The following is a 15502-nucleotide window of genomic DNA, read 5'->3' as shown; positions in this document are numbered from 1 at the left end:
GATCTAAGCTTGTTGTTTATTTCTTCGTTTTTCTGTATTTGATTCGGTGAGATATAGGAGGGAAGAGTTAAGGCAATCCCCTTATCCTTATTCTTATCCAGAGCATCTCTTTGAACTTTTTGGACATCGAGTGGTGCTCCTGTATCTGAATAACTGTAGATGTCATATGGTGAAACCATAATTAATTCCTTAATATCGTCTTTAATATATTTCTCGTTTGTGGTAAACGTACCGTCCGCATTCTTGGTGTTATGGATACCATCTATCCCGTATTTGTTGAAATGATAGCCTTCATCACTTGCTTCCCAGTCCATAATCTCTAGTATTTTATCGACTTTCTCGGGTTTGGCGGTCGCAGGTATAACCCATCCAGCAGCGTTGCCGCTACCAGCAAAGTATCCGCTGACCCCAGTTGGTCCAACAGGAGGATCGATATAGATAAGCTCTGCTTTCGGATCCACTTTCTTCAGTGCAGCAATATCTTGAGCGTAGTCAATGATATAGCTTTCTAGGAGAATCCCCGCTTTCCCGCTTTGAATTTCTTTTCTAGTGTTTCCTTGTTGGACCGGGAAGTCTTTACTTAGAGCTCCTTGCGCGTACAAATCACGTAAAAATTGAAGTGACTGATTCATTCCTGGCGTAACAAATGAATTTACTAGGGTTCCATCTGCTTGTTTCAACCAGCCGTTACCTGTTCCGAAAGCGCCAAACAATGGATTTAAATTCGATAGTTTAGGATCTGTGGCAATCCCATATGTGTCTGCATTGCCGTCGCCGTCAGGATCATTTTTGGTGAATGCGACTGCGACTTTAGCAAAGTCATCTGTCGTTTTGGGAATGGGCAAATTCAGCTTATCCAGCCAATCCTTCCGAATAAGGACGCCAGTACGCACAATCGGCCTCACCCTCGGGATCATATAGAAATGTCCGTCTACTTTCACATTGTCCCAAATCATTTGAGGGTATTTTTTCAAATTAGGCGCTTTATCAATATATTTATCCAATTGCATGAAGGCACCTTGCTTCAAATAGCCACTTAAAGCCGCATCGGGGAATGCGTTCCAGACCATCACATCAGGGATACTGCCAGAAGCAACAATCGTGTTTTGCTTGGTTGTATAATCATTGATTGGCGTGTCCATAATCGTCAGCTTAACGTTAAACTTTTTCTCCAAAAATTTGATAGCCTCATTATCGTCATGAGTAATTTGAATATTAGCCGATGTGTAAAACATCACGCTTAAATCCATGGGTGCAGCAGCTTTTGAATTACCGTTGCCGGACGAGGAATTTGCAGTTGGAGCGGAAGAACAACCAATTAATGAGGCAGTTAGAACGGCTGCTGCAAGAGTATTTACTGTACGCATTCTGTTTTTGATCAAATTGTTAACCCCCTAGATTAATCATCTTTTTAAAGATAACGCTTTCATCATCATCAAGCCTTCGCTCCTACAAATCCAATTGTACGTGAAAGTCAGCATACATTCTAGGAACAGAACTGGTGTAAAATCACACAAAACTGTCATTTTGCTTACGATTGGAAGTCCTCAATTTAGTTAAAATAGCACCATAATGTCCATTCACAGAAATAAAAAGAGCTGCTTAAGGCTAGCTCTTTTTGCGTAGTGACGCTTTTCAATTGAAGAAGATAATATGACAATTATGGTAAGTACCACACCACCCAGGAGAATAAGTCCTATTTTTCTAAATGCACGAGCCGTCCGAAAAGGACTTATCAGAGTGTACCCTTCAACCTCATTGGGCATAAGCTGATATATGTCATTTGAGAGGATGTTTGAACATGTTTCCTTATCGCCCGGAAATTCATCAAATTCCATATTTCGATTACAGGTATACGCCCCACTCGCAATACTATTCTCCTTATCCCGAGCAAGGATGGCTCTGGTGGCGCGACGCCATCGAATCGGACGAAAGTATTCGCCTTCCTGAGCAGCAGCTTCTTTCATTCCTGCTTGTGCACGGCTCTTGGGCCGACGCCCATTTCTGGGACGGCGTAGCTGCCGTGCTGCGCGGTCAGGGGCATACCGTCCATACGCCGGAATACGCGGGTCACGGCACAGACCCGAACAAAAATGTCACGCATGCGATGGTCACGAAGTCCGTCGTTGACTATATAATGAGGATGAATCTGCGCGACTTCGTTCTCGTTGGGCACAGCTTTGGTGGTACCGTCATCCAGAAAGTTGCTGAACAGGTACCGGACCGCATCAGGCGTCTCGTCTTCTGGGATGCTTTTGTACTGAAAGACGGTGAGTCACTTGCCGACGAGTTGCCGCCTCCAACGAGGCAGAGTTTCGAGCAGCTCAGAGCCGGATCAAAGGACGATACCATCCTGCTTCCGTTTCCACTGTTTCGAGATTTGTTCGTCAATACAGCAACTTCGGAGGAAGCCAAACTATTTTATACAAGTGTCCAGCCTGAACCAGCGAAACCGCTTTTCGAGAAATTGGATCTCAAAGTATTCTACACGCTGCCTACACCCAAAAGTTACGTCTATTTCTACCAAGACAACGTATTGCCACAAGGAGAAGGCTTCGGCTGGAATCCGCATATGTCCTCACGGCTCGGCGTGTTCCGCCTGATCGTTGGCGACGGTGACCATTTTACGGATACGCGCACAAGGCCTGCCATGTTGGCGCAGAAGATTTACGAGGCTGGCCGAGACTAATCGGGATCGTAATTCAAAGCTCAGGCATACGATGCTTGGGCTTTATTATATTGTTAATCAACTTAAAATTTTGAATGATCAACCGTAGTAATTGTAGAAAAGGTCTTTTATACCAGAATATGCTATTATCAGTGTTGAAACAGTCTATTACATCACTGAAAGGGAAGTGGGTATTCTGAGCCAATGGAATGAGATGACGGATGATTCTCAATCAAGATGGGACGAGATAGCGGAGTTTTGGGATGATTACATGGGTGAACATAGCAATCGATTCCATCGTGAAATTATCAGACCACAGACAGAAGAACTTCTTGAGTTAAAAGAAGGTCAAATCCTACTAGATATCGCTTGTGGCAACGGAAATTTCTCACGAAGGTTGGCTGACTTAGGCGCTGAGGTTGTTGCTTTTGACTATAGCCCTAAGATGATCGAGCGAGCAAAATTAAGGTCAAAAGACTATTTAAATCGCATAGATTATCAAGTGATTGATGCAACTAACTATCAGTCATTACTAACACTTGGAACAGATCAGTATGATGGTGCCGTAGCTAATATGGCTTTAATGGATATTGCCGACATAACCTGTTTAACAAAGGCGCTTTCACAGTTATTAAAAAAGAATGGGATCTTTGTATTCTCGATACCACATCCTTGTTTCCAAACACCTTCTACAAGAAAAATACATGAAACAGAAGATGTGAATGGGCAGATTGTCACAAGAAATAGTGTCCAGATCTCAACATACTTAACTCCAGAGCCTAGTAAAACAATAGGCATAAAAGGTCAGCCTGTTCCCCATATCATATTTCATAGACCTTTATCCTATTATATGAACTTATTTTTTAGTTTGGGTTTTGTTCTTGATGGGTTGCATGAACCGAGTTTCGAGAAGGATGAACATGCACATAATAAATTCGATTGGTATGAGCTTCCGCCTGCGGTAATATTTCGTTTTAGAAAATTGTAGGGATTGCTCAATCAATTAAATTCCAGTCACAAAACCACTCCATTATTTGGAATGGTTTTTTCTGCATTAAGATGAAATCATGATTTACTCCTCATCGTTCAACTATCGTTCCTCGGGGCTAGTTCAATCACTTCATTCGTAGGTTTTACCCACCTCTCACCTTGCGGGAGACTAATCTTGTACCAAGTAATGACATTAGCAGGTAAAGGGGCATATTTCCATTTAGCAATCGCATGTACAGTTCCCGCTTCCAGTATTTCTCCATTACCTTCCTGGTCGTATGGTACTGAATATGCCGTCTCRGACCCTGTTAATTTAAGTTGATAATCTACCGGTTCGGCATGGACATCTTCCATAAGGACTGGCTTGATAATCCATTTAGGTCCAAGCCAAGTGTCAATTTGATACCATGTTCCAACTTGCCCAGCGGCACTTATCGCGTTTATAACGTACTTCGGACCATAATGTATAGTGGCAGTAGAGCGAATCTCCTGAGGTGCAAGCATCTGATTTGTTTCTGCGTTGATGTTTGGCTGGTTAAATAACCTTGCGGTGTTCAAAAGTGTTAGTGTGTTTTTTCTCTCTTCATACGTGCCATATAAGACCTTGTCGTCATCCTGTACCCAGCGGTCTCCCAACCAAGTCTGCACCTTTAACCATTCCTCAGGACTTCTTTTGTCATAAAAACTAAATGGTGCATCCTTGGCAAGCTGCACATTCTGATAAGGTGCTATGGCACCTAGAGGACGGCTGTTTCCATCGTCTTTCGCATACAAGTTTGTTTCCTGGATAATAACAAAATTAATGGGGGGTTCTTCTGCGCTTATAGGATATGCTGAGCTCAGGGTCATCAACAATGAAGTTATGGCTAGACCAATACATGTTTTTTTCATTTTATTTTCACTCCCAGAATCAACTTTGTGCAGGAGAAATTATTCCATAATTTCCCACACATAGAAATAGACGCAAAATCCATACATAAAGTTTCGAAACAAAAAGAAGCTGTTTTACACATGTGCTGTAGCACCCGGAGTGCTTGGGGTCCTTGTGTTGGCGGCACCGAGAAGGAAGGATTGTGGGGGATTTACATCCCCCGTTGTTTAGCTTGTTGAAGAGCGCGGTATAAGCGAATTTTTCATGGGGTGAAAGTGTAACGCTGCTGAGAATTCAGCGTTACCGAAGGGATTGGTGGAGAGGTTCGACCTCGACACCAGATCGTCAAGTTGGCTAGTCAGCCAACTAGGTGGAACTACAGTCCGCTATTTCAGCGAATAGCGGGATTTGACGGCCGGAGCGGAACTGCAGAGCCTTATTTCCTCGATTTTGGCTGAATTCTAGCCAAAATCGAGGAAATAGCGCCCCCTAGTTCCGCTTCGCACCTCAATGGGCGCTTTTCGAAGAAATAGCGCCCTGTAGTTACCGATAGCCTGCGCAGTCGCAGGTCTAGCAGGTCTAGCAGCACAAAGAAGCTACCGGCTCAACCGGTAGCTTCTTTGCGTTACAATCAAATCTGGCCGTAATCACGGCAGCAAGACCTTAATTCCCGCTCGTCCAGCACAAGTCCGAAGCCCGGCGAGCTGCCACGCAAGCTGACCCGGCCGTCAGCCGTTCTTGATGTAACCTGCGCAATGACGCAGGTTTCGAAGGCATCAGACTCGCCCGGTTTCTCCAGCGCCTCGACCCAATCGGCCGATAAACCGATCGCGAGCTGTTGCCAGACCGTGCAAGCCGGGCCAACCAAGCTGTCGTCACCAATCATGAGTCTGGCGCCGAAACTCTGAATCTTTCGCGCCAGCTCTACCGCATGAATGAGTGAGCCCGCACAGCCTGGGTGAATGTTATAGATGCCACCCATGCCCGGCATGACCGAACGAACAGCCTCAATTGCTGGACGCAAAGGCGCGTCTGGCAGCAGTTGCAGCGTATCCATTTGACGCTGAAGCTCAATCCACTGCGACATTGTCAGGCTAGCCGGGTCTTCGCAGGCATTGAGGCCAGCCTCCTGCAGGATGCGCATTGCGACCACGATGCCATCAAGGCTTTCTTCACTTTTCTTCGGCCGATAGCCATCATTCACATCACCGACGATGAACGTCTCCGGCCCCATGATATCACGAGCTGCCTCAACGATCTTTTTATCCAGAGCGATGTCCCCGAACAGCTTGACCTTGAGATGGGTTCGGTAACCTTGGTCCAAGGACTCTTGTGCCCGCTCACGCACCTTCTCCGTATCGTTTTCCAGGATGCAAAATAACCCCGGAACAGGCTCCTTGCCCGTTAACCCCAATAGTTCAAGGGCTGACTGACCAAGCAGTTGACCCGCAAGGTCCAGCAGCGCTGTCTCCACCATCTCGGCACGCTTGGAACCTAACTCCTCAAGCCGGCTCATCACCGTGCGAACCGCCTCCCCGATTGGCATCCCGATAAGATCTTGCAGCGGGTTAAGCCATTCCTTCAAGTCCAGCTCCTCGCGGTTGACAGCCATTATATTTTCTCCCCAACCACTCCGATCCCCCGCTGAAATGCGAATAAATCCGTGGATGCGATTGGTCCACGCGCCATGACTAAATGTGCGCTCAACATTCACGTCATACCGATAAACCTCAATCGAGCGAATCGGCTCGGTTACCTGATCCAGGCGTTCCATAATCTTGTCCATTGCTACTCCCTTCTTCCCTTATGGGCTACAATTTGTTATGTTCGCGGAAATCCTTAGGCGTCATGCCCTCCATTTTTTTGAAAATCCGGTTAAAATACGTCGGCTGGTAGCCAACCTGAACGGCGATCTCCTGCATCTTCAGCTCGGAGCCGATGAGCAGTTCTTTGGCCCGGTCCAATCTTGTTTTGGTCAAGTAGTCGACGAAATACATGCCCGTCACTTGCAAGAAAAGTTTACTCAAACCCGATGATGAGATGCTTAAACGGTCGGCGCATAAGTCTAGCGAGATGTCTGTTTGATACTCCAAACGAATCATACCGACCGTCCGCTCAACCAAATCGAGAGCCCTGTCGTTCTGATGATGCATAAGTTCTGCCATCAACGGTTCCACGATACGCCCGGAATACCAGGCCTGCATCTCGTCGCTATCCTTAAGAGCCAGCAGTTCCGCATAGAGCTGCCCCCAATCGAACAGAGAACCTGCCTTCATGAAGTCCGATTGCATCAACGCGCCCTGCACGGCTCCCAAAAGCTTGAGACTGCCCTGCTGCAAAAGCAATTCCCGCTTCGCATTCGCCTTCAGTTCTTGGAAAAATATGCCCAACAGCCGGTGACTCTCCTCACCCAGGCTACTTAACATCGAATGGACCAAATCCTGCTCCAGCGTGAAAGGATATCTGGATTCCGCATGCTCGCTCATCGGTTCGTTCAAGTCGATAATCTGGTTCGGCACATCCAGCTTTCTGTGGCGCAGTGCCTGCTGCACTTCTTCCCAAGCGATTGGAATACGGCTGATAGCGGACACTGTCTGACCCAGGCCAATGACCGTATCCATTTTCAAAATGCGGTGCAAACTGTGGCCAATCTCCGAAGCCATCCGCTTGAGCCGCTCAGCAACCTCGGCAGGCGACACCTCTCGGGGAAACATCATGAACAACCCGACGGATAGGTCATGCAAGTTCATAACGGATACATTGTCGTTGCCTGTCAGTTCCTCAATAATATTCACCGCTGCGAACGTCACCAATGGCTGTTCATCTTCGCGGAAGGACCCCTGCAGCCGGTGGAAACCCAGTAATTGTACGACCATAACGACAAATTGCTGGCCATCCGGTTCCCAACCATATTGCTCCATACGCTGCGTAATCTCCTCCTCCTGTAACAGCTGCAGATGGCCTTGCACCAATTGCAGCAAGAATCCTGTCCGCAGCGAGGAGTGTTGTCCTTCCAGCCGGGATTGCAGCAAATGGCTCTCCCTGCTCAAATTCCGCCACTGCTCCTCGATGTACTGGATCTCGTCCTTCGGAACGAGCAGTGGCTCAGGACCGGCTGGCGAGATTAACGTACGGAGAAGTCGATGAATCGGTTGGACCAACCGTACGGATGCATACCACGAGCTAAGCAGAACAACCAACAGACTAATTAGCCCCACCGCCATAATCAGCCGGGAAACGAGCACAATCGGTTTCAGAAATTCGGACATCGGTACTGCCGAGACGAGCTCCCAACCGGTGATCGGTATGGCGGCCGTCGATACAACATACAGCTCGTTATCCCAACTCCAACGGAAGGAAGAGGATTTATCCTGCTTGCCACTTATCTCTTTAACTAGTGCCTCGTTCATCTCTTTAACGGCAGGTGAGAACAACTCCCGCGACAGCAACGTTCCTTCTCTGTTTAGGATGAAAGCAGTGCCGCCAAGACCTGGGTCGAAGCCCGCTAAATTCAGAAGCTGCTTCTCATTAATTCGGGCCATGATTACGCCAAAAGGCTCGCCGATAACCGGCAGCTTGTGAATCACGAACAGCCCATCGAGTGCAGGCGCTTGAAGCATACGCCAAAACAGGCGCTCCTTGACAGCAAGCAGTTCGTGGTAAGGTCTGGCTCCACCATCCTCCAGCTTGTGGATACCTTGGCTGTCCGAGATAATGCGTGGTGGATTCTCAAGGTACACAAAGGACTGATCAATTAACGCGCTACTGTTATTCAAGACAGTCAGAGACTCAAAAAATTCCTTGCTAAATGCATAATTATCTTTAAAATCAATGCCTCTCAGCTTATCGCTCATCGGATTCAGCGTCCACTGGTTCATACCGACTTGCAGATGTCCAAGCGCATCGCTCACTTGCTTGACCGTGTAGTCAAGCTGCAGCTTATGCGTCCGTTCAACCTCGCGCTCTATGTAGCTGACACCGATATAATAACTACTAACTGCAATCAGCAGGGTGGGAATGGTGGTGACAATCAGAATGAGCAGCAAGCTCCGCCGGAATGCGTGTCCCCGATATGATAGCAATCCTTTCCCCAGCCGCTTCTTCATGCCCATCCATCCCATCTTTTATGCTCATACAGGAAGCGCACTCTTGAGCAAATGCCCCATGAGCCGCTTCCTGTTGATGTTTTAATAAGTCATTCCAATAATTATCTCATCTTATAAAATGTTATTTGCCTGCGGTTCGCTTCTGATACGAATCGTTGACTTCCTTGATAATAGCCTGGAAGTTCTGGTCCTTGGACAGATTCTTCACGAAATCGTCCCAAGCACTGATCGGTTCCTTGCCCATGATGACTTTGACCCTTAGATCATCTACCTTCTTATCGATCTCTGCTCCGAATTTACTCGCAGTTTCCGAGTATAATCCGTTGCCAATATCGCCGACCAGATACGGTTCCCGTGCGTCTACAATCTTCTTGTTGCGCTCGAAGACATCGGCAGGCATCCCTGTCCGGTAAGCCCATAGGTATTTCTCGTCGCGACTAAAGATTTTACCCAGTGCACTTTGGGAGACAATATCCTTCTTCGCCTGTTCCGTGGCCAGCTTGATGCCGTCTTTCTCTGTATAGTGAACATCCTTGAAGCCGTACCAAGCCAGATCCGTACCTTCCGTCGATGAACCATAGTCCATTAATTGCAGAATCGTCTTCAACTTCGCTTCGGATACCTTCTTCGGAATCAGGAAGATACCATTGAAGCCACGCCATTGATACGCCATCTTCTTGCCCTCAGGACTGACCAAATAGGTCATTGGCAATAGATCCGCATTCGGATTTGTTTTCCGCAGTTCTTCTGTCGGACGCCAGGAGGCCTCAACGGTATCGACCCACATGCCGGCTTTGTTGGACTTAGCCATATCCTCGAATTGGCTCAGTTTGAGCACTGCAAAGTCCTCGGGAATGACTTTCTCGTCGTACAGTTTCTTTTCATACAGAATCGCATCACGGGTTTGCGGCTCCAGGTAAATATGCGCCAGTTTGCCATCCTTCAGCTTCCACTTGCCCTGCGTTGAGTTGAAAAGCGGCTCAAATAGGAAGGATCCTTGGTTGCCGGCTAATCCAAATGTGTCCTGCTTGCCATTGCCATCGGGATCTTTATACGTAAATGCCTTCATCGTTTCGAATAATTCATCCATCGTCTCCGGCATTTTCATTCCGAGCTTATCGAGCCAGTCTTTGCGAATATTGATAAAAGACCACCCGCCCATTGGGCGAACCGCAGGAATACCGTAGTTTTTGCCATCTTGCATCTTGGAGTTTTCCCATACTGCTGACGGGTAGGCTGCCAAATTCGGATATGCTTTCACCAGTTCAGGCGTAAGCTCCCAGAACGCGCCTTCCTTAGCCATCTGCATCACGAGCGGATCGAATGGATCCAGTACGAACATCAAATCCGGGATATCACCGGAAGCCAGCGTCACTTTCGTTTTTTCCGCGTAGTTATTGGACGAGACCCATTGAATATTTAACTTCGTATTCGTGCGCTTGCCAATTTCCTGGACGATCACATTGTCGGCGCCGGGCGGCTCCGGTGTACTGAAGTTCGTCATGATGGAGATCTCGGTCGTTTTCTGCGACGCTTTTCCAGCATCACCACCACAGCCCGTTAACGCTAGAGCCACCGCCGTCAAAATCGTTGCACTTTTTACTATACCATGTTTACGTTGTATCAAATGAAAAACCCCCTGAGCCATATTCGAATACTTGCTTCCTTACCCTTTGATCGAACCGACCATGACGCCCTTGGCGAAATGTTTCTGCAGGAATGGATAAACCAATAAGATCGGGACCGTCGCAATGACGACAGCGGCCATCTTCAAAGTCTCCGGAGGAATGGACTGCTCGGCCATCAGCTCTTGTGCAGCACCCCCTCCTGCCGACGTAGAAGAATCGATCAGCATGTTCTGCAACAGCACTTGCAGCGGCCATTTCGATGAATCGGTGATATATAGTACAGCTGAGAAGAAAGTGTTCCAGTAACTAACCGCATAGAAAAGCCCGAAGGCCGCAAGCGACGGTAGAGATAACGGTAAAATAATTCGGAACCAGATGCCGATATCATTGCAGCCATCTATCTGGGCCGCCTCCTCCAGGCTATCCGGAATGCTATCGAAGAAGCCCTTCATCAGAATGACATACCAACCGCTGGTCAGCACCGGGATGATCAATGCCCAGACGCTATTAATCAGATGCAAATCCCGTATGAGCAAATAAGGTGGAATCATCCCTGGGTTGAACAGCGTAGTCAGCAGCATTAACAACAGAATCGCTCGACGCGCCGGCATTCTTTTTCGTGAAAGTGCGTATGAAAGCGCCGCCGTGATGACCAGGCTGCAGAATGTGCCGACAATAGCCAAAAATCCGCTGATCATCGAGGCGTTCAGGAAAGATTTTGTCGACAATAAATATTTGTAGGAAGCCAGAGACCACGTAGAAGGAAACAGCCTGAGCCCTCCCTTCAAGTATTCCGATGGATCCATAAACGACACGACGACGACATAATAAAGCGGAAACAACGTCACTAGCCCCACAATAGACAGCAACACGTAGTTAACAATCGGAAAGAGGTCCTTCGTGCTCTTTCTCATCCTTCATCCTCCTTCCTTAATACACGCCTTCTTCGCCAAATCGTTTGGCGAGCTTGTTGGCGATGACAACCAGTACCAGCCCTACCACAGACTTGAATAGCCCGACAGCCGTACTGAAACTGAACTGGCCTTGTTGAATTCCTAATCGGTACACATACGTATCGAAGACCTCGCCTACGTTCGATACCGCTCCATTCCCCATAAGGAACACTTGTTCAAAGCCAACATCCATGATAGTTCCAATTCGCAAAATGAGTAGGATGAGAATTACACTGCGGATTCCCGGAAGCGTGATATGCCAAATCTGCCTTAATCGCTTAGCTCCGTCGATCTTGGCTGCTTCGTACAACTGGGTATCCAATCCGGCAATAGCTGCCAGGAAGATGATCGTTCCCCAGCCCGCTTCCTTCCAGATCGACTGCACAGTTAATAAGATCCAGAACAATTTCGGGTTGGTTAAAAAATCAATTTTGGCAAAACCGAAATATACTAGCAGGTTGTTGATCGATCCATCGGTACGCGTCAACATCAGAATCGTGATTCCCACAATGATGACCCAGGACAGAAAGTGCGGTAAATAAACGATCGATTGAATCAATTTCTTGAAGGGATTGCTCATGACCTCATTCAGCAGCAACGCGATGATAATCGGCAACGGGAAGTAAAAGACCAAGTTCATTAGATTGATCGCCATTGTATTGCGGAACAACATCATAAAATCAGGATTGGAAAAAAAGCGGATAAAGTGCTCCAGCCCCACCCAATCACTTCCCAGCACACCTCTGTATGGGGAATAATTCTGAAAAGCAATGATAATGCCCCACATCGGTACATACTTGAATAAGATCATGAACAGAATGCCCGGCAGTGCCAACATATACAGGAATTTATCGCGCTTCATTATAGCCCATATCCTAGATCGCTGCTTGGTTGTAGGTGACCCAAGTTCCGATGGTAAGTGTTGACTGAGTTCATTGTTCATTCTTTTATTGTACACCTCCTCTCGCATCTCTTGGTGTTCGAATGGATACTCACAGCCTACGAGAATAACATTCTTGCCGCAATTAGACTTTTTTTCACACGGAAATCCCGCGTCACTATTGGCTTTTCCACAAAAATCAAAAAAAGAACAAGTCGCTTATCTGTTAAGATAGCGCTTGTTCTTCTTTGCCATATACTATGGTTTAAACACCATTAGCAGTATCACGATGAATGCCGCAAGATTCGCGATCCCTTCCAACCATGCAGATCTCCTTCGACTTTGGCGATACTCTTCAGGCAGTTCATCACCCTTGGTCAGCTGCAGCAGTGCAAGCTGCTTCTTAATACCTGCCGGAATTAGTCCAGCAAAGATGACCAGAATGACAAGGAAGATGACAATCGAGAGCACATACCACAGCTCTTTGAACAAAGAGATTTCTAGGAAGCCAAGGCCAAGGCCTGAAAGAAATAGCAGTGTGCCACCGAGTTTCGGCAGGATCGCCGTCTTCTCCAACAGTGCGAGCGCGAACTTGGCTTGACCTGTTGTCCTCGCACTACTCATGATCAAGGGATAGCAGATGACTGCAGCCATAGCCGTTACAGAGGCAATGATATGGATAAACACCAGATAAATATACATGTTTGGTCTCCCTACTTTAGATTTGAACTTCTAATGAGGATATGCTTTTTGTGCTTACAGTTTCCGTATTTRCTCATTTTTCTGTCTCATTTTTCCAATTAATTTGATTGACTTTATTGTACATCGGTACTATGATTCTGTTAAGAACGCACTTTAAAGTACGCCACATACTTAAAAGTAAGGGTGTGATTTATCAATGATTCATCAGCACGAGTGTCCCATGGAGACTGTCATTCATGTTTTAGGTGGAAAATGGAAACCGACGATTTTATGGCATTTGGTGGAATCAACCAGGCGGTATAACGATCTGGAAAAGCTAATACCTGATGTCTCCCAAAAAAGGGGTATAGCGTACGAGTAATAATCCCCTTTTCCTCCAGGACCCTCAGCCGATCTGTTAATGTTTTCGGGCTAATCGGGTGCAGCCTTCGCCGCAACTCACCAAATCGCCTGGTGCCGACGAACAACTCGAGCAAAAGAGGGAGCGTCCATTTACCGTCCAAAATTTCGAGCAAAGGATCAATGGCTTCGATACAAGAACGATCCAACATGCACGTTTCCTCCATAGTTCATTTTATGAAACTATTGCACTTTATTGTAACTACTTTTCAAATGTACCACAGTGCTGTACTCTAATTAAAGAGCAGGAATACAACATTCTACCTCATATCGATATCAACCCCTGCGTGGTGCGCGCAACCAGGGCGATTAAACGATAGGGTCAGGGCTACGAACCATTTTTAAAATCAGAATATTCAATTAATTATTCCTTTATAACTTAAAAACTGCCTGAAAAAGGCTGATTGGAGGCACATATGCAAAGACCATTTGATGTAGATGCCACGGAGTATCCCTTCAAGGACAACTGGATGCCTTATCGCGATGGCATGATTCATTACGTAGACGAGGGGCAAGGCCCCGTCATTCTTCTCCTGCACGGAAACCCCACCTGGTCATATCTTTACCGCAATGTCATCAAGGATTTGCGCGGTGAATGCCGGCTGATTGCACTCGATTACCCAGGACTTGGTATGTCACGTGCTCCTTCCGACTATGGCTATACGCCTAAGGAGCATTCGGAGGCTGTCACCGAATTCATCCGTCATTTGAATCTCAAAGACTTCGTACTAGTGGTCCAAGATTGGGGAGGTCCAATCGGGCTCAACTACGCCGTAGGACACCATGAGAACTTACGCGGAATTGTCGTTATGAATACCTGGGCATGGCCGGCCACGCTCCCGGCGATGAAGCTATTCTCCCTTGCCATGGGCGGTTGGCCTATTGGGTACTGGCTGCAGACAAGGAAAAACTTTTTCGCTAAAAAAATTGTCCCGCATGGAATCTATCATACCGAAAAAGTTACGGATACCTTGAGAAAGGCCTATACGGACCCATTCCCAACGCCAAAATCACGGATACCGACATGGGTATTCCCGAGGCAGATCCGAAAGGCACGTCCATGGCTGGCGAAGATCGAGGAGAAACTTCCGGTTCTATCTAATTTGCCTGCTCAAATTCTGTGGGGAATGAAGGATAGCGCTGGCTTTCCACCCGAAGTGATGGCGAAATGGCAAAGTTATTTGAAATTGAATGAAACCGAGTCGTTAGTCGATGCCTCCCACTATGTGCAGGAAGATCGACCAGACCGGGTGACCGCATCCATCCGCAGAGTCCTTGAACGGACAGCGCAACAATCTAAGGAGGCTATATGATGAAAACAATTTTATGGGCAACCTTAACAGGGAATGGCAACTACGCACAATCGGGTCCGAATAACCCCCCAAAACAGGAAGCGCTCGCCGATTTTGCGGCACATGCTCAGGCAGCAGGTAATTTCATTGTTGGAAGACGTACATTTGAAGGGATGCAGGCAAGCGGAAATGGGGGTAATTTTGCAGGTATGGATATCGTCGTCGTATCGGGAAGCATCAAAGCAATCCCCGGTGTGACGGTTGTTGGCTCGCCAAGCGAAGCCCTAAGTTACTTACGGGATAAAGGCTATCAAACGGCCCTCCTCTCGGGAGGCGCGGACCTTCATAATGCTTTTCTGGGTCAAGGGCTTGTTGATGAGCTCATCTTCAATGTCGCGCCGGTACTTGAAGGTAAAGGACTCAACCTATTGATTAATACAGAGGAATATCAGTACAAGGAAGTGGAACTGTTGAATTTCAAATCGCTCGGCAGCGACGTCGTTCAAATGCACTATGCGATTGGTCATACAACGGAAGATGGGATGGCATAGCCTGAGTAGTGCACATCGGAAGAGCACAAAAACCGCGCCACTAGGCGCATGAACGAAGCGAAAGCGGACACGGGCGCGGCCGTATCGTGCTTCGAGTAGCCGATTCGCAAGATCAGGGATTTTTCTCTATATGATCATCCATCATTTCATAGCTTTTATAGAAAGCCATTGAGGAATAGCTGCTAAAGGATTTTTACGCCAGTTACAGTAGTCTTCAAGCTCTTGTTCGGATAGTCGTTCCCCATCATCGGTTGAATCGTCCACCCAGAACGAACCATGATCAGCAAACATTTCTTCTATATGCCTAACGTTAAGATTGGAGGATATCATAGCATTCATAATATCTTGTATACGCCACTTATATGTTGGTATTTCTCCAAAAGGGCCCCGTACATCGTATGGTTTCTCAACCGTTATAGTTTTACTCACTGTGATTCCAAAAGGACGCATAAAGGGATGTAT

At 47.1% G+C, this 15502-nt stretch carries 13 protein-coding genes and 2 pseudogenes; 5 read left to right on the top strand and 10 right to left on the bottom strand.

Going from position 1 to position 15502, the window contains the following annotated elements; translation table 11 throughout:
* Positions 1-1382, bottom strand: a 1382-nt coding sequence (locus AC1DUA_RS05180; protein ID WP_477498700.1) for an extracellular solute-binding protein, incomplete at its 3' end; no start/stop codon positions are given.
* A gap of 419 nt (positions 1383-1801) precedes the next feature.
* On the opposite strand from AC1DUA_RS05180, the gene AC1DUA_RS05175 reads away from it, so the two are divergent.
* Both AC1DUA_RS05175 and AC1DUA_RS05170 read left to right on the top strand, forming a co-directional pair.
* Positions 1802-2689, top strand: a complete 888-nt coding sequence (locus AC1DUA_RS05175) for an alpha/beta fold hydrolase (protein WP_477498699.1) — start codon at positions 1802-1804, stop codon at positions 2687-2689.
* A 166-nt stretch (positions 2690-2855) separates the two neighbouring features.
* On the top strand, positions 2856-3656 hold the full coding sequence (locus AC1DUA_RS05170; protein WP_477498698.1) for a class I SAM-dependent methyltransferase: 801 nt from the start codon (positions 2856-2858) through the stop codon (positions 3654-3656).
* Between the two features lie 98 nt (positions 3657-3754).
* Here the strand turns inward: AC1DUA_RS05170 and AC1DUA_RS05165 are convergent, their stop codons facing one another.
* The 7 genes from AC1DUA_RS05165 to AC1DUA_RS05135 form a co-directional block, all read right to left on the bottom strand.
* On the bottom strand, positions 3755-4549 hold the full coding sequence (locus AC1DUA_RS05165) for a hypothetical protein (RefSeq protein ID WP_477498697.1): 795 nt from the start codon (positions 4547-4549) through the stop codon (positions 3755-3757).
* 611 nt (positions 4550-5160) lie between these two features.
* Positions 5161-6315, bottom strand: a complete 1155-nt coding sequence (locus tag AC1DUA_RS05160) for an enolase C-terminal domain-like protein (RefSeq protein ID WP_477498696.1) — start codon at positions 6313-6315, stop codon at positions 5161-5163.
* Positions 6316-6340: 25 nt separating this feature from the next.
* Positions 6341-8635, bottom strand: a complete 2295-nt coding sequence (locus tag AC1DUA_RS05155; protein WP_477498695.1) for a helix-turn-helix domain-containing protein — start codon at positions 8633-8635, stop codon at positions 6341-6343.
* Between the two features lie 121 nt (positions 8636-8756).
* The gene (locus AC1DUA_RS05150) at positions 8757-10262 is read right to left on the bottom strand and encodes an extracellular solute-binding protein (RefSeq protein WP_477498694.1); all 1506 of its coding nucleotides are present in this window, start codon (positions 10260-10262) and stop codon (positions 8757-8759) included.
* Between the two features lie 39 nt (positions 10263-10301).
* A complete protein-coding gene (locus AC1DUA_RS05145) occupies positions 10302-11177 on the bottom strand; it encodes a carbohydrate ABC transporter permease (protein ID WP_477498693.1) in 876 nt (291 codons plus the stop codon).
* A 16-nt stretch (positions 11178-11193) separates the two neighbouring features.
* Positions 11194-12078: an ABC transporter permease gene (locus tag AC1DUA_RS05140; RefSeq protein WP_477498692.1), complete on the bottom strand. Its 885-nt coding sequence runs from the start codon at positions 12076-12078 to the stop codon at positions 11194-11196.
* Positions 12079-12354: 276 nt separating this feature from the next.
* The gene (locus AC1DUA_RS05135; protein WP_477498691.1) at positions 12355-12798 is read right to left on the bottom strand and encodes a DUF2269 family protein; all 444 of its coding nucleotides are present in this window, start codon (positions 12796-12798) and stop codon (positions 12355-12357) included.
* A 196-nt stretch (positions 12799-12994) separates the two neighbouring features.
* On the opposite strand from AC1DUA_RS05135, the gene AC1DUA_RS05130 reads away from it, so the two are divergent.
* Complete coding sequence (locus AC1DUA_RS05130; protein WP_477498690.1) at positions 12995-13159, top strand: winged helix-turn-helix transcriptional regulator; 165 nt, start codon at positions 12995-12997, stop codon at positions 13157-13159.
* Between the two features lie 31 nt (positions 13160-13190).
* Here the strand turns inward: AC1DUA_RS05130 and AC1DUA_RS05125 are convergent.
* A pseudogene (locus AC1DUA_RS05125) lies at positions 13191-13349 on the bottom strand (winged helix-turn-helix transcriptional regulator); the annotation flags it as partial.
* 264 nt (positions 13350-13613) lie between these two features.
* On the opposite strand from AC1DUA_RS05125, the gene AC1DUA_RS05120 reads away from it, so the two are divergent.
* Together AC1DUA_RS05120 and AC1DUA_RS05115 are read left to right on the top strand one after the other, a co-directional pair.
* Positions 13614-14510, top strand: a complete 897-nt coding sequence (locus tag AC1DUA_RS05120; protein WP_477498689.1) for an alpha/beta fold hydrolase — start codon at positions 13614-13616, stop codon at positions 14508-14510.
* Positions 14507-15040, top strand: a complete 534-nt coding sequence (locus AC1DUA_RS05115) for a dihydrofolate reductase family protein (RefSeq protein ID WP_477498688.1) — start codon at positions 14507-14509, stop codon at positions 15038-15040. The genes AC1DUA_RS05120 and AC1DUA_RS05115 overlap by 4 nt, the downstream gene beginning before the upstream one ends.
* Before the next feature lie 141 nt (positions 15041-15181).
* On the opposite strand, the pseudogene AC1DUA_RS05110 reads toward AC1DUA_RS05115, so the two are convergent.
* Positions 15182-15502, bottom strand: a pseudogene (locus tag AC1DUA_RS05110) (class I SAM-dependent methyltransferase); the annotation flags it as partial.

The organism is Paenibacillus sp. 01T422 (assembly GCF_056398785.1).
This window is presented reverse-complemented; position numbering and strand designations above follow the sequence as displayed.